Origin of the sequence: Bacillus sp. AFS031507, from assembly GCF_002584635.1 — a bacterium.
Lineage (GTDB): Bacteria > Bacillota > Bacilli > Bacillales > Cytobacillaceae > Neobacillus.
The window spans coordinates 49,564-69,303 of sequence record NZ_NUOW01000051.1; the positions used below are offsets into that span (position 1 = coordinate 49,564).

The 19,740-nt window shown below is 37.9% G+C and carries 18 protein-coding genes; 14 read left to right on the forward strand and 4 right to left on the reverse strand.

Translation table 11 applies throughout. The features are described 5' to 3' along the window. The first annotated feature begins 258 nt into the window (after nucleotides 1–258). Nucleotides 259–1,989 carry a ribosomal protection-like ABC-F family protein gene (abc-f, locus tag COE25_RS27540; protein WP_098934910.1) on the forward strand — a complete coding sequence of 577 codons (1,731 nt, stop codon included), beginning with the start codon at nucleotides 259–261 and terminating at the stop codon, nucleotides 1,987–1,989. A gap of 85 nt (nucleotides 1,990–2,074) precedes the next feature. On the opposite strand, the gene COE25_RS27545 is transcribed toward abc-f, so the two are convergent. Further along, nucleotides 2,075–3,112, reverse strand: a complete 1,038-nt coding sequence (locus tag COE25_RS27545) for a Rossmann-fold NAD(P)-binding domain-containing protein (protein ID WP_098934911.1) — start codon at nucleotides 3,110–3,112, stop codon at nucleotides 2,075–2,077. Nucleotides 3,113–3,295: 183 nt separating this feature from the next. On the opposite strand from COE25_RS27545, the gene mtnA reads away from it, so the two are divergent. From mtnA to COE25_RS27585, 8 genes are all read left to right on the forward strand, one after another. Beyond that, nucleotides 3,296–4,345, forward strand: coding sequence for an S-methyl-5-thioribose-1-phosphate isomerase (mtnA, locus tag COE25_RS27550; protein WP_098934912.1), 1,050 nt, complete (start codon nucleotides 3,296–3,298; stop codon nucleotides 4,343–4,345). Nucleotides 4,346–4,533: 188 nt separating this feature from the next. Then, entirely contained in the window at nucleotides 4,534–5,070 is a 537-nt protein-coding gene (locus tag COE25_RS27555; RefSeq protein ID WP_098934913.1) for a redoxin domain-containing protein, read from the forward strand. A gap of 143 nt (nucleotides 5,071–5,213) precedes the next feature. Continuing rightward, complete coding sequence (locus COE25_RS27560) at nucleotides 5,214–5,345, forward strand: FbpB family small basic protein (RefSeq protein WP_088087694.1); 132 nt, start codon at nucleotides 5,214–5,216, stop codon at nucleotides 5,343–5,345. A gap of 67 nt (nucleotides 5,346–5,412) precedes the next feature. Then, nucleotides 5,413–5,556, forward strand: a complete 144-nt coding sequence (locus COE25_RS27565) for an acid-soluble spore protein N (protein WP_088087693.1) — start codon at nucleotides 5,413–5,415, stop codon at nucleotides 5,554–5,556. 125 nt (nucleotides 5,557–5,681) lie between these two features. Continuing rightward, on the forward strand, nucleotides 5,682–5,915 hold the full coding sequence (tlp, locus tag COE25_RS27570) for a small acid-soluble spore protein Tlp (protein ID WP_373408494.1): 234 nt from the start codon (nucleotides 5,682–5,684) through the stop codon (nucleotides 5,913–5,915). Nucleotides 5,916–6,016: 101 nt separating this feature from the next. Beyond that, on the forward strand, nucleotides 6,017–8,341 hold the full coding sequence (locus COE25_RS27575; protein ID WP_098934914.1) for an AAA family ATPase: 2,325 nt from the start codon (nucleotides 6,017–6,019) through the stop codon (nucleotides 8,339–8,341). A 27-nt stretch (nucleotides 8,342–8,368) separates the two neighbouring features. Further along, nucleotides 8,369–8,800, forward strand: coding sequence for an acyl-CoA thioesterase (locus tag COE25_RS27580; protein ID WP_098934915.1), 432 nt, complete (start codon nucleotides 8,369–8,371; stop codon nucleotides 8,798–8,800). Between the two features lie 48 nt (nucleotides 8,801–8,848). Next, nucleotides 8,849–9,166, forward strand: coding sequence for a hypothetical protein (locus COE25_RS27585; RefSeq protein WP_098934916.1), 318 nt, complete (start codon nucleotides 8,849–8,851; stop codon nucleotides 9,164–9,166). Between the two features lie 48 nt (nucleotides 9,167–9,214). Here the strand turns inward: COE25_RS27585 and COE25_RS27590 are convergent, their stop codons facing one another. The 3 genes from COE25_RS27590 to plsY form a co-directional block, all read right to left on the reverse strand. Next, nucleotides 9,215–10,006 (reverse strand): CPBP family intramembrane glutamic endopeptidase, encoded by a 792-nt coding sequence (locus COE25_RS27590; RefSeq protein ID WP_180247634.1) that lies wholly within the window; start codon nucleotides 10,004–10,006, stop codon nucleotides 9,215–9,217. A gap of 47 nt (nucleotides 10,007–10,053) precedes the next feature. After that, entirely contained in the window at nucleotides 10,054–11,205 is a 1,152-nt protein-coding gene (locus COE25_RS27595) for a CapA family protein (RefSeq protein WP_098934918.1), read from the reverse strand. A gap of 131 nt (nucleotides 11,206–11,336) precedes the next feature. After that, nucleotides 11,337–11,936 (reverse strand): glycerol-3-phosphate 1-O-acyltransferase PlsY, encoded by a 600-nt coding sequence (gene plsY, locus COE25_RS27600; RefSeq protein WP_098934919.1) that lies wholly within the window; start codon nucleotides 11,934–11,936, stop codon nucleotides 11,337–11,339. 291 nt (nucleotides 11,937–12,227) lie between these two features. Between plsY and COE25_RS27605 the strand changes: the two genes are divergently transcribed. The 5 genes from COE25_RS27605 (at nucleotide 12,228) to parC (ending at nucleotide 19,705) form a co-directional block, all read left to right on the forward strand. Then, nucleotides 12,228–13,538: a diguanylate cyclase domain-containing protein gene (locus tag COE25_RS27605; protein ID WP_098934920.1), complete on the forward strand. Its 1,311-nt coding sequence runs from the start codon at nucleotides 12,228–12,230 to the stop codon at nucleotides 13,536–13,538. Between the two features lie 7 nt (nucleotides 13,539–13,545). Further along, nucleotides 13,546–14,478: a sensor histidine kinase gene (locus tag COE25_RS27610; RefSeq protein WP_098934921.1), complete on the forward strand. Its 933-nt coding sequence runs from the start codon at nucleotides 13,546–13,548 to the stop codon at nucleotides 14,476–14,478. Nucleotides 14,479–14,586: 108 nt separating this feature from the next. Then, nucleotides 14,587–15,003: a CoA-binding protein gene (locus COE25_RS27615; RefSeq protein ID WP_088087682.1), complete on the forward strand. Its 417-nt coding sequence runs from the start codon at nucleotides 14,587–14,589 to the stop codon at nucleotides 15,001–15,003. A 287-nt stretch (nucleotides 15,004–15,290) separates the two neighbouring features. Next, the gene (gene parE / locus COE25_RS27620; RefSeq protein ID WP_098934922.1) at nucleotides 15,291–17,270 is read left to right on the forward strand and encodes a DNA topoisomerase IV subunit B; all 1,980 of its coding nucleotides are present in this window, start codon (nucleotides 15,291–15,293) and stop codon (nucleotides 17,268–17,270) included. Beyond that, the gene (parC, locus tag COE25_RS27625) at nucleotides 17,267–19,705 is read left to right on the forward strand and encodes a DNA topoisomerase IV subunit A (protein WP_098934923.1); all 2,439 of its coding nucleotides are present in this window, start codon (nucleotides 17,267–17,269) and stop codon (nucleotides 19,703–19,705) included. The genes parE and parC overlap by 4 nt, the downstream gene beginning before the upstream one ends. Nucleotides 19,706–19,740: the final 35 nt, after the last annotated feature.

The following is a 19,740-nucleotide window of genomic DNA, read 5'->3' on the forward strand; positions in this document are numbered from 1 at the left end:
ATCGTCTAATAAAATAAAACTAACAAACGAAAAGGAATGATTAAGGTACGATGAAATTATAATCTTATTTTTCAGACATGATTCGAATAACGAAAAATGTTGAACCTGAAGAATAGGATTAGACTGTCCTTTTTTATGTCCTGATCGTATATACCAATAAAACCTTTAAAAGGTTTATTTGTTGTTCATTTTAACGGCAAATGGTGATCATTTCTAAGACATAATCTCTCTTCAGGTTCAATTGAAGGGAGTTTTTTTATGCATTCAAATCAAAAAACAGTCATTAAAGTAATCGGCTTAGAAAAAAGTTTTCATTTAAGAAAGGTATTCGAAAATATCCAATTTGATATAAAGAACGGGGAGAGGATTGGCCTTGTCGGGTACAACGGTACAGGAAAGACAACACTAGCCAATATCCTTTTTGGAAAAATAACACCCGATAAAGGGGTCATCGAAAAATCAAGCGAGTTAACAATAGGCTATCTATCGCAGTCGATTGATTATGAGATAAGTGATTTTCATCAGTCATTATCAGGAAGCACAAGGAAAGAATTATTCCAGCATGCTAGTGAATTAGGTCTTCAAAAGGTCTATGACTGGGAGGATGACCGATTAAATCATTTAAGCGGAGGCGAAAAATTAAAACTGGCACTCTCGACGGTTTGGGCATCAAGACCTGACTTCTTAATTTTGGATGAACCGACAAATCACTTGGATTTTCATGGGATTAAGTGGCTGGTAACCGAATTAGAAAAATTTCAAGGACCTGTCTTAATTATCTCTCATGACCGTCATTTTTTAGATGAAACAGTGCATCGTATTTTCGAAATTGAACATGGCAAACTCCACTTTTACAATGGTAACTATAGTGACTATCGTGTTGAAAAACAACATCGGGCGGAGAATCAGCGTCATCAATATAGCACCCAGCAACGGCAAATAGAAATGGTTGAATCACAAATGGAACAATTAAAGTCATGGTCGGAAAAAGCCCATCGTGATTCAACCAAAAAGGGATCAGGACCCAGTAAAAGACAAAATGGTATTAAGGAATACCATCGGGCTAAGGCTAAAAAAACAGACAATCAAGTGAAATCAAAAATGAAACGTCTGCAAAATGAGCTTGCAAAAAATAAAATTGATAAGCCTTTAGATGAAGTCCAAGTAAGGTTCCAGTTTGACACTCAAGGGAAGAGAGGCAAACGGATTGTCGAGGCCAAACGTCTAAATAAATCGTACGAAGATCGAACACTCTTTCATAGCTCTAACTTCTACATTAATCATGGAGAGCGAATGGGACTCTTAGGGGAAAATGGCTGCGGGAAAACGACATTAATTAAGATGATCCTAGATCAAGAGACGTATACAGATGGTAATCTATGGAAGAGCGACTCGATAAACGTTGCTTATTTAAGTCAGGATGTTGATGATTTACCAGACGATAATTCGGTGATGGAGGCTTTAGGTTTCACAGATAGGGAAGATGTGTTAAAAGCGCGGACCTTGCTCGCCAATTTAGGCTTAAAAGACGAGTTCTTTACAAAACCTATTAGGACATTGAGTTTGGGCGAACGAACAAGAGTAAAGCTAGTCGATATATTAATGAAAGAATACGATGTTCTTATCCTTGACGAACCGACGAATCATTTGGATTTGCCGAGCAGGGAGCAGCTGGAAAAGACATTAGCAGAGTTTAATGGGACGATCATAACGGTTTCCCATGATTATTATTTCTTAAATAAATTATGCAACCGGCTGCTAGTATTTGAAAACCAGCAAATTAAACGTGTAGAAATGACACCAGAGGAATATTTTAATAAAAAAGTAAAGAAAGAGGATAATCAAGAAGAAGCATTATTAATCATTGAAAACAAGATCGCGGTGATTTTGGGAGAAATATCATTAATCGATCAAAATGATCCTAAATATCTTGTATTAGACCAAGAATTTAAAGAACTTCTTAAGCAAAAACGGGATTTAAGCAATTAACAACGGAAGAGAGCAGGGATATCTGCTCTCTCTTTTGTTGTTTTCCTCCGGTAATTGATGGTTTATTTGCGAATCCACAAGTTGATTATTTTTCATTTAATATGGAAAACAGTTCTTTCTCTTTTTCCGCTTGCATCCCCGATTTCCACTCATATTCCGTCAAATGGCGAGTCTTCTCCCACTCATAAATATCAGTGATACTTTCCTCAAGCGGTCTAAAAGTAAGTCCACTCTGAATCGCTTTATCCACGTTGATGGAGAAAGCACCTTTCCAAGGCTCTTTAGTCTCAGGTGATAAAGGATAATTCTCTGGTACCCAGAGAGGCATCTCTGTCCAAGGAGCCACTTTTTGATCCAGAAGGAATTTCTCATCTGCCCAAACCACTTCTGCATTTGAATCAGTCACTTTGATACATGCGTCGATAAACTCTTCCATCGTTAGCGGATAATCAGGCCCTGTTGCATTAAAGGTTCCTGTGGAATCCTGCTCTTCCATATCGAGGATCCAATTCGAAAGGTCTTTATTGTCAATCACCTGCACACGTCGATGAGGGCTTCCGGGCACCAAAACCTTGCCGCCTTTTGCTATTCTGTTAATCCAATAGGGAACACGGTCCGTATAATCATTCGGCCCAATTAATTGACCCGCACGAACGTTTAACACTCGTCCAGGCAAATTTTTTTCAGCAATCTGCTCACATAACGCTTTAAAATGTCCATAATATTCATAAACTGGCTCGTCTGAATCCATTGAAAGTTTATTAGCTTTCTCAAGTGACATTTCTAAAACAGAGTAGCCTTCATCTAAATTTTCTGGAACCCAGTCTTGGTAAACGGATATACTCGAGATGAATGTATAATGTTTTACGCGATCCTTCAATAAATTGGTTGTATTTTGGACCGTATATGGAATAAATCCGCTTGTATCCAAAACAGCATCCCAGTGGCGGTTTTGAAGCGCTTTCAAATTACCAAACCGATTCCCAGTAAGGACTTCAACGTCTTTTATTCCTGGATTTTGAATTCCGCGATTAAAAATCGTCACTTCATGATTTCGCCTCAAAGCCTCTTCCACAAATGTTCTCCCCAAAAAGCGACTTCCACCTAAAACAAGAATCTTAATAAGAATCCCCTCCAGTCTTGTTTTTATTTTAACAAATTTTCGCGCAATTTAGTTAATATTTAAGAATTCCATCTTACAAAAATGAAAGTATTGCATATGTCATGGATATTGTTAAAATTACATAGGTAGAAGTTGAAAATTAATACATAATAGAAGTTATTTAAGCAGAAGGGATGTTTCTCCATGGAAAACACATACTTACAATCCGTTTCTTATGAAAACGGAGTTCTTAAAATACTAGATCAAACCAAAATTCCAAATATAACAGAATTTCTTGAAACGACGAAAATTGAAGACGCCTGGGATGCAATAAAACAGTTAAAAGTCCGCGGTGCCCCAGCGATTGGAATTGCAGCAGCATACGGTTTAGTGCTCGGTATAAAAGATGCACCTGAAAATTCCTTTGAAGATTTTTATGCTCATTTTAAAAAGCAATCCGATTATTTGGCCACTTCACGACCTACCGCAGTTAACCTATTTTGGGCACTAAAACGAATGAATGACAGGGCCTTAAAAGAAAAAGAATTACCGATCCATCAAATCAAAGAAGCACTAGAAATTGAAGCACATACTATTCGCAATGAAGATGAAGAAGTTTGCCGCACGATCGGGGAGCATGCATTAAACCTTTTAAAGGATGGGATGGGCGTTCTCACACACTGTAATGCGGGAGGCATCGCAACAGCAAGATATGGAACAGCCCTTTCTCCGCTTTATTTAGCAAAAGAAAAGGGCTGGGATATAAAGGTGTTTGCGGATGAAACAAGACCGCTTTTACAAGGTGCTCGTTTGACAGCTTGGGAGCTTATGCAAGCTGGCATTGATGTCACCCTAATCACAGACAATATGGCAGCAATGGTCATGCAAAAAGGCTGGGTTGACGCTGTTATCGTCGGTTGTGATCGCGTTGCGGCAAATGGTGATGTCGCCAACAAAATTGGTACATACGGTGTGGCATTATTAGCGAAGGCCCATAATATTCCGTTTTACGTAGCGGCACCGCTCTCTACCATTGATTTAGAAACTAAGACAGGTGCTGATATCCCAATCGAGGAAAGAGATGCCTCCGAAATAACTGAAGGATTTGGAAAAAGGACAGCCCCTGAAGGTGTGAAAGTATTTAACCCAGCATTTGATGTCACTCCTAATGAATTGGTAACAGCAATAATAACCGAAAAGGGTATATTAAAAGGAAATTATCAGGAAGAGCTTCACAGACTTTTTATATCCTAAAGAAAAGAAAGCAATTAACCAAATCGTTGAAATTGTCACGAAAAATATTTTAGCTGAATTGGGAAACATCTATAAAAACATGTAATCTTTGTGAATTGTCACAGTTTCGGCATATCCATGTTTTGTTTCACCTAAGTTTATAGTGTAAAATCGAAGTAGCAGAGTATGAAGTAAAGGAGGATTCGGGGATGATTAAAAAAGTAATTGCTGCCGTAATATTAGTTACATTACTTACTGTAGCGATTGTTCAGGCAATGGATAAAAAAACAGAAACTCCCGAAACTACAAGTCAAACAACAGCTAGTCAAGAAGGACTCGCTATTGGAGCAAAGGCACCTGATTTTGAACTTAAAACATTAACAGGTGAGACCGTGAAACTCTCCAATTTAAAAGGAAAAAAAGTTATGCTTAACTTTTGGGCAACATGGTGTCCGCCTTGTAAAGCAGAAATGCCAGCTATGGAGAAATTTTCCAAGCAAATGGAAAAGGATATCGTTATTTTATCGGTTAACATTGATCCACAATTAGATGTCCAAGGATTTGTTGATGAAAATAAAATTACTTTTCCAATCCCTCTTGATGCCGATGATAAAGTAAATGAAACCTATCAAGTACTTTCCATTCCAACTACGTATTTTATTGATAGTAAAGGGATGATCCAGAATAAATATGTCGGTGGAATGAAACTTGAAGATATGAAAGATTTTACAAATAAACTAAAATAAACAAAAGACGTTGGATTACTCCAGCGTTTTTTTCTTTTATAATAAATATTTAAAAAACGATATAATTTTCAAAAAGTTGTAATAATTGCAACCGTTTCCGGGCATAATAACTGTTACAATAGGAAATAAGGACGGTGATACCGATGAGAAAACCTAGAAAACGCTCGTTTGCAGAGCTTGTATCTGAAAATAAATCACAACTTTTAAAAGATCGTGCTGCAATTGAAAAAATCGAACAACGCTTGGAAGAAAAACGTCTCGGTAAAGCAGAATAACTAAAAAAGATTACCAATTATGTTTCCCGGCCATATGGACAAAATGTACATAAGGAGGGATCAGCACATGGGTAATCCAAAAAAAGACCACAAACATTTTACTCCAAGCCATGTAGGTACCCAGCCACGAGGGTTCAGTGGGAATAAGGGTAAGAAAATGAATGATACATCAGGGCAGCATGCACAAGTAATTCAAACAAAAGGTGAATAGGAATGGATGATAAGACTCAATAGGCGAAAGCCTCTGGGTCTTTTTTGTTATCAAAAATTTTCTTTGTTTATTTTTCCTGCTCAGTAACAAACTATATTTGTACCAATTACACCATAGGAGGAATTATGATGGCCTATAATAACAAACCGAATCCAGATGATCGCAGCGATAACGTTGAAAAGCTTCAAGCAATGATTCAAAATACGGAAAATAATATCGAAGCAGCTGAAGAATCTTTAGCATTAACAGACAGTGAGACACAACGTCAGGAAATTGAAGCAAAGAATGAACGCCGACGTGAAAGCATCGACTCCTTCCGTTCAGAAATTAAGGATGAGGCGCATAATCAAGAAAGCTAAAAAAGTGGGAGACCTGTTCATTATGGACAGGTCTTTTGTTTAGGTATGGAGCGACTGTTATGGTAAGATAGAAGGGAAATTTTGAAGAAGAAGTGATAACCTTGAGAGTACTTGTAAATCAAAAAACAATAAACGAAGACCTATTAAAGCAATGGGAAATTGAATTGAACGAAAACGGGTCCATTTCAAATGAAAGTGCATTAATTTCCGCTCTTACGTACGAATCCAATCCCGTCATCCAATCAAAGTTATTAACACTTGCCGCTTTGTCACGGATTGGTCGAAATAAACAGGATAAAATGGCAGCGGTATGGATTGAAAGAGCGCTTAAACTATTTCCTGATAATCAAGCCGCAAAAGAATATATGATGCAATCGGATTGGAAAAAGATGGAGGGCTTACTTTCGCAGCTTACCTTTCCTGCAATGAGAGAAACGGATAATCGAACAGCCAAAAAGAAAACTGCGGAACAATACATAGAAGTGTGTCAGAACTTTTTAACGGATGCCGATGAGATTCAACATGTATTAGAAACGAAAAGAGATCTTTCCTCAACATTAGAAAATAAGGATTTATTCCAAAAACATCAGCTTCTTTACGGGTTGTTGTCTTCTGCTATAGACGAAACAGGAAGTTTATTAAAGGCAGCTGAGGAGTACGATCAATCGATTACAGGTGTTTTCCATACTTCCACCTATTATGATGACTTGAAATTGCATTTATCTAATTTAGAGGAAATTAAAGCTACTTGGCAACGGGAATTTATTGAAGAAGAAACTGAGAGTCTTCCTGATCGAATCAACGCCTTAGATCAACTGAATGAAATGATTGGGATGGAGTTTGTTAAAAATCGGATCAATGATTTTTACCGATTTTTAAAGTACCAAAAACAGCGGAAGGAGCTCGGTTTTCAAATAAAGGACGAACTGAGCTTGAACATGATCTTAACCGGTAATCCGGGTACAGGAAAAACAACACTTGCCCGCTTACTTGCGAAAATTTATCACGAATTAGGTGTCTTGCCTCGTGAGGAAGTGATTGAGACGGATCGATCGCAGCTTGTCGGTTCATTTGTCGGCCAAACAGAAGAAAATGTTCGAGCGGTTGTTGAACGCTCTATTGGCGGGGTGTTATTTATTGATGAGGCCTATAGTCTAAAACGTGAGGGGCAAACAGGCAACGATTATGGTCAAGCGGCTATTGATACACTGGTTTCACTTATGACAGGAAATGAATATGGCGGGAAATTCGCGGTCATTATGGCAGGCTATCCTGAGGAAATGCGTTCCTTTCTAGAGGCTAATCCAGGTTTACGAAGCCGTTTTCCTCAGTCCAATCTCATTCATTTGCCAAATTATTCGAATGAAGAGTTAATAAGCATTGCAGAACATGTGGCATTAGATAATGATTACTTCGTTAGCGAAGAAGCCAAAATCGAAATCAATCATCGTCTCGATCGTGAACGGGTGGATGATTCCTTTGGAAATGCAAGAACAGTCCGCAATATTGTCTTAGATGCGATTTTTAAAAAGGGCTCTGACAAGGAAGTAAATGATGATAACATCTTAGATTATATGTTACTGAATAAAGAGGACTTTCTTTTAGACAAAGAGGAAAGTGTTGAGTCTCCTTATGAAAAATTGGACCGTCTAATCGGTTTAAAAGCCTTAAAGGTGGAGATGAGATCACTTATCTCATTTGTAAAAATGCAGCAGTACCGGATGAAAAAAGGGCTGCCGCCCGTACCTATTCAGCTTCATGCTGTTTTCACCGGAAATCCTGGTACAGGGAAAACAACCGTTGCTAAGATTTATGCGGAGCTTTTAAAGGAATGTGGCATTTTAAAACGAGGGCATCTTATCGTAGCAAGCAGGGCAGATTTTGTAGCCGGATATGTGGGTCAAACGGCAGGGAAAACAAAGAAAAAAATTAGGGAAGCGCTCGGTGGTGTCTTATTTATTGACGAAGCTTATTCCCTTTTCAGTTCGACAACAGGTGATTTTGGTAAAGAGGTCATAGATACACTTGTTGATGAAATGACCAAGCATAATGAAAACCTAGTCGTTGTCTTGGCAGGTTACCCACATGAAATGGACTTGCTCCTAGAAAGCAATCCTGGTCTTCGCTCCCGATTTAAAAAGTTCTTTTTATTTCCTGATTATTCACCAGAAGAACTGCTTGAAATCATGGCGGTCTATGCTAATAGTTTTCAATACCACCTAACAGGGGAAGCAAAAGTGCTGTTACTACAAAAGATGGATGAAGAATCCTTCAAAGGGAATGGCCGTTTTGCAACAAACATGGTGGATGAAATGATTCAAGCACAGGCCTCAAGATTAATGGATGTTGCAGAAGATGAAGATCTTTTTGAAAAGTCCCTGCTGCTTGAAGTAGCAGATGTAATAAAGGCAATCAATAAAATGTAAAATATGATCACGAAAGGGTCGTGACCTGTGGAAAATTTATTTATTTCGACTAGAGAAATTCAGCTCTATTATGCTGATACAGATATGATGGGTGTTATTTACCATGCTAATTATCTAAAGTTTTTTGAACTTGGCAGAACCGGATTTATTGAGGATCTCGGCTATAGTTATCTTGCAATGGAGGAGTCAGGTTATTTTGCTCCTGTTTATGACGTTCAAGTAACCTACAGAAAACCGTTACGCTATGGTGATAAAGGGTTTGTAAAAACATGGGTAGAATTAAATGATGGCATCAAAACTGTTTATGGATATACGATTGTAAATGGCGATGAGGAAATTTGTGCAGAAGGAAAAACAACCCATATTATTGTTAAAAAAGATAATTTTAGACCTACTTCATTCAAAAAGGCATTTCCTGAATGGTATTTAAAATATGAAGAAATTAAGAAAAAGGACTAAAATTCTTACTTTTATCAGCGAAATAATCTATATATTGAGGTGTCTTGATTGGCCTTTGGAATTAAAAAACAGCAAATAAGCGAATGGAAAAGAAAAATTGACAACGGAGAAATTGCGTTTTTAACCCATTATTGGCTAGATGATCGCTTTCCAGGTTCAAATACAGTCACTAAGGTGGGCTGCAATGACCTTGCAAAATTAGCAGTTTGGGGCCAAAAATATGGTTTAAGGAAAGAATGGATCCATAATCGGAAGGATGGTTATTCGCATTTCGATTTAATAGGTGAGCCACAAAGAGAAATTTTACAAAAAGAAGGTTTGTTTGAACATATATGGCAAAAAGAAATCCGTCCACTTGAAGAGTAACCACTCTAAGAGTGCGGATTTCTTTTTAGGGTAGGAATTTCGGCAAAATTAAACAGGAATCATCACCCATCCAGATATTATTAAAAGGGTCGTGATCAAGGTATGAACAATGATAGCTGGAATGATACTTTTAGATGATAACGTTAATAATCCAAATAATAATCCTAGAAAAAAATAAAGAATTGATATTAAGATTGAAAATCCAAACATGGTCGTATGTAAGCCAAAAGCAATGCTGGTGACTATCATGCCTAATCGTTGATTGGTTATCGTAATCAGTTTAGAAAGAAGTATTCCGCGCCACAAAACCTCTTCTAGCAATGCATTGAAGCTTGAAAACAATAAAATGAATAGCAAAAGATGCCATTGCACTTCATCTTTTTTTATCAAAAGTATCCCAATAATGGCTAGTATTGAAAGAAGGCAAAGGAAAAGAAAAAATTTTCTTAACGAAAAAGCGATGTTAAAAGGTAATTGAATTTCTCCTGATAGCATAGGTTTTTTTAAAAATGGACTAATTTCTAGTTTAAATTTCTTAATAACATAGCTAATAATAATGATTGGAATTAATAATAACAATTGACTAGACATGACAAGCGAATAAGCTGATGAACGAAAACTTTCTATGAAGTTATCCATATACACTAGCAATAGATTACCTAAAAAAAATGATATGACCATCCAGGCAAATAAGCGTTTCTCTTCCTTAAAAAAAGCAACTAATAATAATAAAGCAATCAGAAAAACAAAAAAGGGAGTGTAGTAACCTCTTGCAAAAAAATAGGTCATGGTTAAAAATAACAGACTTAACAAGATACCTTGTCGATTAATACCTTCCATCCGCTTTGTTCCTCCTACCTTTCTTTTATGAGTAAAAAGGCCCCGCTTTACCGGAGCCATTGTTGCATATGTGTTTGAATTTCTTTAAATTTCGCATTAGCATTTCGAAGACCAAATGATCCTGCTTTCTCTAATGGAACCACGCGGAAATTATGATTCTTTTTACTTGCGACATAGGTTGGGTAAAAAGCCGGGTTAGAAAAATCAATGGTGGTTCCTTTTTCTGATACATGTTTTGTAATATCAATGGTGGTTAAACCGCCAATATCTTTATAGTCGCCATGTTGGGCGGAAATAAAATTCCCTAATGAATAAATGACAAACGTTCGTTTGCCTTCTGCTGTTTTTATCCATTCCATTGGCTGCAGGACATGGGGATGAGAGCCAAAGATGATGTCGACTCCTTCATTAGCAAGAAATTTTGCAAGGTCTTTTTGTTCTTTTGTCGGCATTCGCTTGTACTCATTACCCCAATGGATGCTCATGACGACTACATCTGATTGTTTTTTGGCGCGATGAATTTCCTCTTTCATCGATTCGCGGTTAATAAGGTTGACGAGAAAATCTTTTCCGTCTGGTATGGGGATTCCGTTCGTTCCGTAGGTATAGGAGAGAAAAGCAAGCTTAATCCCATTTTTATTTAGTATCCTCAAATTTTGGCGGTCCTTTTCATCAATGAAGCTTCCCACATGTGGCAGTCCAATACTTTCTAAATAAGCGGCTTCCGACTTAATCCCTTTTTCGCCTTTATCTAACGTATGATTATTGGCTGTGGAAACTATATCGACCCCTGAATGGACGAGCGCATCTGCTAACTCGTATGGGCTATTAAACCTCGGATAACCTGAAAGACCCAGTGCATTTCCCCCTAACATACTTTCTTGATTGGCAGTTAAAACATCTGGCTTTTCTAATAGAGGTTTTACATTTTCAAACATTGGGTCAAAATTATATCTCGCCCCATTAAAGGCATCTTTATAAACTTTGTCGTGAATCAGTATATCCCCAATGGCACCAAGTGTTATTTTTTCTGTCATCTCGCGATTGATCAATAGTGAAGATCGAGGCTTATGCTCTTTTGAAGGATAAATTTTTTCGTCTTCATCTGAATGTTGACTTTGTTGAATTAAGAGGTAAGAAGCTAAACTGATACATGCAATAATAATTAAAACTGAAGGTATAATAGCATTCCGTTTCATAATTACTCCTTATTAGGCGCTGGTTTTTTATGTAATCTCTTTTTTAGACTGTTAGTTATACTATATTATACTCTTGTATAATTTTAAAACTATTTAAAAAACAAAAAGGAACCGGTATCGGTTCCTTTTCATTATAACCATTTAATCTTTGGTTCCGTTTTATTAATAATTCTTTTAATATTGGCTCGGTGCCGATATATTACAAACGAAGCTAGCAGAAATACTACGATGAGCAAAGGGATGTCCCAATCACGAATAATACCAGTAACAATGGCAAACAAAACAGCTGTAATTCCTGCGATCATCGAGGATAAGGAAACATATTTTGATATGTATAAACTGATAAAAAAGATAACAAGGACCGTGATAAACATATAGGGTGCATAGAACAATACGACACCACCTGAAGTAGCAACGGCTTTTCCGCCACGAAACCCGGCAAAAATCGGATAGGTATGACCGATAACAGCCAATACTCCAGCCAGTAATGGATTCACATCGACATGAAAAAGATAGGGCAGGGATGCTGCTAATGTCCCTTTCAGTATATCAGCAAGTGTCACCGCCATTCCCGCCTTAACACCGAGTGTCCGAAACGTATTTGTTCCGCCTAAATTTCCGCTCCCATGCTGGCGAATATCTGTTTTATAAAATACTTTTCCGATAATTAAACCAGAGGGGATTGAACCTAGTAAATACGCAAGAACCAAAATTAAAATAATTTGAACCATTAACAAATTCTCCTTCAACAAAAAGATCCAGTCCTTCTATTTTACCATGTATTATAGAAAAAACACCACGCTTTTCCTTTTCTGTCCAAAGTAAGTACAAATAGAGTCAATTTTATTACGAAAAAATGGAGAATTTTCAAACCCTATGTTAATCCATTGAAAGCAAAGTATAGAGACAATATAATTTAGATAAAATCATATAAAACATATAAAACCGGCCGACGATACAAGTGAATTGGTCGGTTTTCACATATCCAATCATCCTGAAATTATAAGAGAGGTGAAAAACCAATGGCAACAAATCTTCAGCAATACCTAAATGATCAATACCAAGATGTTAAAGTCTTATATGTCGAAGAGGAAAAGTTTTCTAGGGAAAAACTAGTGCGAGTTCTAAAGCGTCGTTTTGCCAATGTATATGCTGCAATTGACGATGTGGAAGGATTTCAGCTTTATCAGCGTTACCAACCGGATTTAATTATTTGTGATATTAAAATGAACCAAATGAGCGGGTTAGAACTGATTAATAAGATACGAGCCTTGAACGAACAAGTCCAGGTGATTGCAACAAGTGCTTATGAAGAACATGATTTCTTTATCCAGTCCGATGCAAATAAAATTAATCATTTTATCTTCAAACCGATTGACTTAGGTCAGCTTTTGTCCGCGATTCAAAAATCAGTCTACCAAATGCAACTAGAGAAAGAGCTTTCCAAACAAAAGAAGTTAACAAGAGCCATCTTAGATTTTCAGGATAACCTTATTTTTATCATTGAAAACGATGAAATCATTGAATTCAATCAGGCCTTTACCAACTTTACTGGAATTAGCAAGATTCAAACTCATCTACATAAAAGTAAATTACTTTCTAGTTATTTTGTTGAAGGTAGCAATTATTTTTATCCAAAAGACAGGAGCAGGTGGTATGAGGAAATTTTGGAAACTGGAAATAGCCCTGTGAAGGTGCACTGGAAAGACACCCATGCAAGGGATAATATCTTTTTAATAAAGGTCGAGGCCATTCCAGGAACGAACCAGTATATATTTGTTTGTAAGGATATCACTGCTTTAGAGGATGAGAATAGAAAGAATCGGCAATTAGTCCTGATGGATTCCCTAACCAACAGTATAAACCGAATGGAAATGGATGATATCTTGGAAATGGAAATTAGACGTGCCGAACGATTAGGCCATCCTTTTTCGATTATTTTGATGGATATTGATTTCTTTAATCATGTGAATGAACGCTTTGGACAACAGGCTGGGGATACAATCCTTCATACGATCTCTACCATTGTTCAGCAACGGATTAGAGAATCAGATATTTTTGCCCGTTGGGGTGGCGAAGAGTTTATCCTGCTAACTACTGCTACGGATAGTATTGAAGCACAGGAGTTAGCCGAATCTATCCGTTTCATTATCGAAGACTTTAAATTTAATAATATTGAAAAGATAACATGCAGCTTTGGGATCGCCGAGTTTTCTAAAGGCAAAACGAAAAATAATTTAATTTCTGAGGCAAATCAAGCACTTACTCAGTCTAAAAATAAAGGACGAAACTGTGTAACACTATACAACCAAGACTGTTTTGAGGGTGGTTAGAGTGATAATGTGGTATTTTATCCTATCCTTTGTTAGTGGAACCTTCATTTATGTCATTTTCCAATCTTTTTATAAGCGCCGTGAGTTGTTGAAAAAGCTAACGGAAAGTGAAAAGAGCTATCAGGACTTAGCAAAAATATATGATTCTTTAGAGACTGTGAAACAAGATTTAGAACAAAGAATTCAGGAAGAAGTAGCAAAAAACCTTGAAAAGGATTATGTCCTAATCCAGCAATCAAGACTTGCTGCAATGGGGGAAATGATTGCAAGTATTGGACATCAATGGCGTCAACCGTTAAATAGTTTATCACTATTAATCCAGGATGTAAGAGAAGCACGAGAGTTCGGAGAAATTGATGATCAATATATTGACCGTTTTACTCGAGAAGGCTTGCTCCAAATTAAGTATATGTCGAGGACGATTAATGATTTTCGCAAATTTTATAAACCGAACAAGGAAAAAGTCCCATTCTCCGTGGAGGATTCCATTGAAGATGCTCTTTCTATTTTTTCATCAAGTTTAATAAACCATGAAATACTGGTTGAATTTGAATACAGAGGTCGGAATATGGCATATGGATATCCGAATGAATATAGTCAAGTTGTCCTTAACCTTTTCACAAATACTAGGGATGCATTTGTTCATAACACAATAAATAATCGAAAAATACTAATCAAAATAGATGAAACGGATAAAGAAATATCGGCTGAATTTATCGATAATGCTGGTGGAATTGAACCCTCACTGCTTGAGAAAATCTTCGAACCTTATTTTACTACACGACATCATGGCACCGGTTTAGGACTTTATATGGCCAAGAAAATATTGGAAAACATGGACGGAAGTGTCTTAGCAGAAAATACTGGTGATGGAGCTCGATTCTGCCTTACTATTCCAAAGGTAGCAGTCGCGGTCAAACCGAAACTTTTATCCAGTTAAAGAATATTTTATGCAGCCTCTTCTACCATGGGTTTTTTCTGTTAAGAACTTTTTATTATGTATTTTTTGAAAATATAGGTAAAATAAAGAGAAAAGGGAGTGTGACATATGAGCATTGAAAATCCAAGTCGTAATGAAATTGGGATAATTTTAAAAGAGGCAAAAAGAATCGCTGTTGTTGGTTTGAGTGATAATCCTGAACGAACATCCTATCAAGTTTCTGCTGCTATGCAAAAAGCGGGTTATGACATTATTCCAGTGAATCCTACTGTCGATCAGGTTCTTGGTGTCAAGGCAGTTGCCTCTCTGAAAGATATTGAAGGACATGTAGACATTGTTAATGTTTTCCGCAGGTCAGAACAATTGTTCGATGTAGCCAAAGAATTTGATGAGATCGATGCCGATGTATATTGGGCGCAGCTTGGACTAGAAAATGATGAGGCGTATGAGTTTTTAAAAAACAAGGGCTATACCGTTATTATGAACCGCTGCATCAAAGTCGAACATGCATTAACAAAAGCATAATGTTTACCAAAAAACTGCTAATTATTAGCAGTTTTTTTCTTTCAACCCCCCAAAAAACGCTAGATAATATTAGTATAAAAATATGTTGTTTCAAATTTCGTATTTGCCAAATTAAAATAAATCGCTACAATATAGCATAGACGCCGCAAGATTTATGATAAAATAAGAAGCGGCAAACATTGGTTCTATTTTAAATATAAAAAGATAATAAAAAGATGACTAATCAATTAGTTCATGAAGCAATTAGAAGGATACTTCTTTTTGTAGGGAATGAAAGGGGTATTTTAGTGGCAAGGAATCAGCAAGCTTTTGATTATAATGATGATGCCATACAGGTACTAGAAGGTCTAGAGGCGGTTCGAAAGCGTCCAGGAATGTACATTGGCAGCACCGATTCACGTGGTCTTCATCACCTCGTTTATGAGATTGTCGACAATTCTGTCGATGAAGCACTTGGAGGATTTGGTGATCAAATCATTGTAAAAATACACAAAGATAATTCAATTAGTGTTAATGACCGAGGGCGCGGCATGCCTACGGGTATGCACAAAATGGGGAAACCGACACCAGAGGTTATTTTAACAGTGCTTCATGCCGGCGGAAAGTTCGGCCAAGGCGGATATAAAACAAGCGGGGGTTTGCATGGTGTTGGTGCATCGGTAGTTAATGCATTATCTGAATGGTTAACTGTCACGATTAAAAGGGACGGTTTCGTATATGAACAGCGCTTTGAAAATGGCGGAAAGCCAGCAACCACTCTCGAAAAAATCGGCAAAACCAATCAAACGGGAACAACGATTCATTTTAAGCCAGATCCGACCATTTTTTCGACGACTACTTACAATTTCGAAACCTTATGTGAGAGGTTACGAGAGTCAGCCTTCTTGCTAAAAGGATTGAAAATCGATATTATCGATGATCGTAATGATTTCCATGAAGTCTTTCATTATGAGAATGGGATTGAAGCCTTCGTTGCTTATTTAAACGAAGAAAAGGATGTCCTTCATCCGGTTATCAGCTTAGAAGGATCTCAGCATGGAATAGAAGTGGATTTTGCGTTTCAATTTAATGATGGCTATTCCGAAAATGTCCTCTCCTTTGTCAATAATGTCCGCACAAGAGATGGCGGTACCCATGAAGCAGGGGCAAAAACAGCAATGACAAGGGTATTTAACGATTATGCCCGCAAGGTTTCATTCTTAAAAGATAAAGACAAAAACCTTGATGGTGCAGATATCCGCGAAGGTTTATCGGCAATAATCTCCGTTCGAATCCCGGAAGAACTACTTCAGTTCGAAGGACAAACAAAGGGGAAATTAGGAACTAGTGAGGCTAGGTCAGCAGTCGATGCTGTTGTTTCTGAACATCTCTCCTACTTTCTTGAAGAGAACCCTGATATTAGCTCCCTTCTTATCAAAAAATCGATTAAAGCCTATCAAGCTCGAGAGGCTGCTAGAAAAGCTCGTGAGGATGCTAGGAGCGGTAAAAAACGGAAACGTTCGGATGCCGTTTTGTCTGGTAAACTAACACCTGCCCAATCACGTAATCCGCAAAGAAATGAACTATACCTGGTGGAGGGTGATTCCGCGGGAGGTTCCGCAAAACAAGGGCGTGACCGCCGCTTTCAAGCCGTACTTCCACTTAGAGGTAAAGTAATCAATACGGAAAAAGCAAAACTCTCTGACATTTTTAAAAATGAAGAAATCAATACGATCATCCATGCAATTGGCGGTGGGGTCGGTACGGATTTTAATGTAGAAGATATCAACTATGATAAAATTGTCATTATGACGGATGCTGATACCGATGGAGCACATATTCAGGTCTTATTACTTACCTTCTTTTATCGATATATGAAGCCGCTGCTAGAAGCAGGCAAAGTGTTTATTGCCCTCCCGCCGCTTTATAAAGTGAGTAAAGGGACAGGCAAAAAGGAAATTATCGAATATGCTTGGAGTGATGATGAGCTCCAGGGTGCCCTGAAAAAAGTTGGCAGAGGCTATATTATTCAGCGTTATAAAGGACTGGGTGAAATGAATGCCGACCAGCTATGGGATACAACAATGGATCCAGAAACACGGACTTTGATTCGTGTAAAAATTGATGATGTTGCACGAGCAGAACGCCGCGTTACAACCCTTATGGGCGACAAGGTTGAACCGCGCCGTAAGTGGATCGAAAGTAATGTAGCATTTGGTTTAGAGGAAGATGACACCATTTTAGAAAATGAAAATATTACGGTCTCCGAGGAGGGTTCTGAAGGATGAGTACAAATGAAAAATTCCGTGACTTGCCTCTAGAAGATGTAATTGGTGATCGTTTTGGAAGATATAGTAAGTACATCATTCAAGAACGTGCCCTTCCGGATGCCCGTGACGGCCTAAAGCCTGTACAGCGAAGAATTCTTTATGCGATGCATGTGGAAGGAAATACGTACGATAAAGGCTTTCGAAAATCAGCAAAAACCGTTGGTAATGTCATCGGTAACTACCACCCACACGGTGATACCTCTGTTTATGAGGCAATGGTGCGGATGAGTCAGGACTGGAAGGTTCGAAACGTTCTCGTTCAAATGCACGGAAACAACGGTAGCGTTGATGGTGATCCGCCGGCAGCAATGCGTTATACTGAAGCAAGGCTTTCAGCGATTGCTGCTGAATTAATGCGCGACATCGAAAAAAATACCGTTGAATTTATTCCAAACTTTGATGATACATCGAAAGAACCAACGGTCTTGCCAGCGATGTTCCCGAACCTTCTTGTCAATGGTTCGACAGGAATTTCAGCAGGTTACGCAACGGATATTCCCCCGCATCACCTTGGAGAAATCATTGACGGGGTAATCAAGAGAATGGATCAACCGGATGTATCTGTAGACGAACTGATGACCATCATTAAAGGGCCAGATTTCCCTACAGGCGGTATCATTCAAGGGATTGATGGGATTAGAAAAGCCTATGAAACTGGTAAAGGGAAAATTATCGTCCGGAGCAAAGCAGAAATAGAAGAGGTACGCGGCGGTAAGCAGCAAATTGTCATTACCGAAATACCCTATGAAGTCAATAAAGCCAATCTTGTTAAAAAAATGGATGAATTCCGTCTCGATCGAAAAGTAGAAGGAATTTCAGAAATCCGCGATGAAACGGACCGAACAGGCTTAAGAATAGTCATTGATTTAAAGAAAGATGCCGATGCAGAAGGTGTCTTGAACTATTTATATAAAAATAGTGATCTTCAAGTAACCTACAATTTTAATATGGTTGCCATCTATAAAAAACGTCCAAAATTAATGGGACTTAGAGACATGCTGGATGCCTATATCGAGCACCAAAAAGAAGTTGTTACAAGAAGGTCGCAATATGACCTTAATAAAGCGAAAGAGCGTCAGCATATCGTTGAAGGATTAATGAAAGCTTTATCCATCCTTGATGAAGTAATTGCCACCATCCGTGCATCCAAGGATAAACGCGATGCAAAAGATAATTTGATGGCAAAGTATGGTTTCACAGAGATGCAAGCTGAAGCGATCGTTTCCTTACAGCTTTATCGCTTAACAAACACCGATATCACTGCACTGAGGCAGGAAGCGGAAGAATTAGCGAAGAAAATTGACGAGCTTACTAGTATTTTAGCAAGTGAGAAAACTCTTTTCTCTGTCATTAAAAAGGAATTAAAAGATGTGAAGAAACGTTTTGCAGATGCGCGTCGTTCTAAGATTGAAGCTGAAATCGAAGAATTGAAAATCAATCTTGAAGTAACCGTCCCTAGCGAAGACGTGATTGTAACAATCACAAAACAAGGGTATGTAAAACGGACGAGCCCACGTTCATATGCAGCTTCCAATGGCCAGGATTTAGCGATGAAAGATTCAGACCGTTTGTTAGCTCAGCTTGAAATGAATACAAAGGATGTCCTTCTCCTCTTCACGAATAAAGGAAATTATTTATTCTGCCCTGTGCATGAGCTTCCGGATATAAGGTGGAAAGACCTTGGACAGCATGTCGCGAATATTATTCCAATTGAACGTGATGAAGAGATTATCCAAGCGATTCCGGTGAAAGACTTTGAGGCAAATCTATTCCTTGTCTTTGTCACGAAAAATGGCATGGTTAAGAAAACAGAGCTTAAACAATATAAAGCACAGCGATATTCCAAACCGCTTGTTGGCATCAATCTTAAGGATGATGATCAAGTTACTGATGTTCATTTAACAGATGGAACGAAAGAATTATTCTTAATCACCCACTTAGGTTACTCCTTATGGTTTCATGAAGAAGAAATCAGTATTGTCGGTGCACGTGCTGCAGGAGTTAAAGGGATGAATTTAAAGGATGACGATTTTGTCATTGGCGGAAAAATCATTCATTCAGATAGTAACGAAACGATCGTTATTGCGACGCAGCGTGGAGCTGTGAAGAGAATGAAAATGAAAGAGTTTGAAAAAGCAACTCGAGCCAAGCGCGGGGTTGTCATTTTAAGAGAGCTTAAATCAAACCCACACCGAATCACCGGATTTGTTATTGCTAATGAGCTGGATGTTATTTATCTCCAAACGGAAAAAGGACATATCGAAACACTTCATACAGTAGATATTCACTTCAGTGACCGTTATTCGAATGGCTCGTTTATACTTGATGAGGATGATAACGGCAAGATAACCACTGTTTGGAAAGTAGCAGCACCTGAAAAACCAAATGAATAATTTTTTGTGGACTCTCTTAAAATAAGAGAGTCCCT

Coding starts and splice junctions, on each gene's coding strand:
- COE25_RS27615 (WP_088087682.1), top strand. CDS start 14,587: ATGAGCATTGAAAATCCAAGTCGTAATGAAATTGGGATAATTTTAAAA.
- tlp (WP_373408494.1), top strand. CDS start 5,682: ATGATGGCCTATAATAACAAACCGAATCCAGATGATCGCAGCGATAAC.
- COE25_RS27565 (WP_088087693.1), top strand. CDS start 5,413: ATGGGTAATCCAAAAAAAGACCACAAACATTTTACTCCAAGCCATGTA.
- abc-f (WP_098934910.1), top strand. CDS start 259: ATGCATTCAAATCAAAAAACAGTCATTAAAGTAATCGGCTTAGAAAAA.
- COE25_RS27605 (WP_098934920.1), top strand. CDS start 12,228: ATGGCAACAAATCTTCAGCAATACCTAAATGATCAATACCAAGATGTT.
- COE25_RS27590 (WP_180247634.1), bottom strand. CDS start 10,006: ATGGAAGGTATTAATCGACAAGGTATCTTGTTAAGTCTGTTATTTTTA.
- COE25_RS27560 (WP_088087694.1), top strand. CDS start 5,214: ATGAGAAAACCTAGAAAACGCTCGTTTGCAGAGCTTGTATCTGAAAAT.
- COE25_RS27555 (WP_098934913.1), top strand. CDS start 4,534: ATGATTAAAAAAGTAATTGCTGCCGTAATATTAGTTACATTACTTACT.
- plsY (WP_098934919.1), bottom strand. CDS start 11,936: ATGGTTCAAATTATTTTAATTTTGGTTCTTGCGTATTTACTAGGTTCA.
- COE25_RS27610 (WP_098934921.1), top strand. CDS start 13,546: ATGTGGTATTTTATCCTATCCTTTGTTAGTGGAACCTTCATTTATGTC.
- mtnA (WP_098934912.1), top strand. CDS start 3,296: ATGGAAAACACATACTTACAATCCGTTTCTTATGAAAACGGAGTTCTT.
- parC (WP_098934923.1), top strand. CDS start 17,267: ATGAGTACAAATGAAAAATTCCGTGACTTGCCTCTAGAAGATGTAATT.
- COE25_RS27595 (WP_098934918.1), bottom strand. CDS start 11,205: ATGAAACGGAATGCTATTATACCTTCAGTTTTAATTATTATTGCATGT.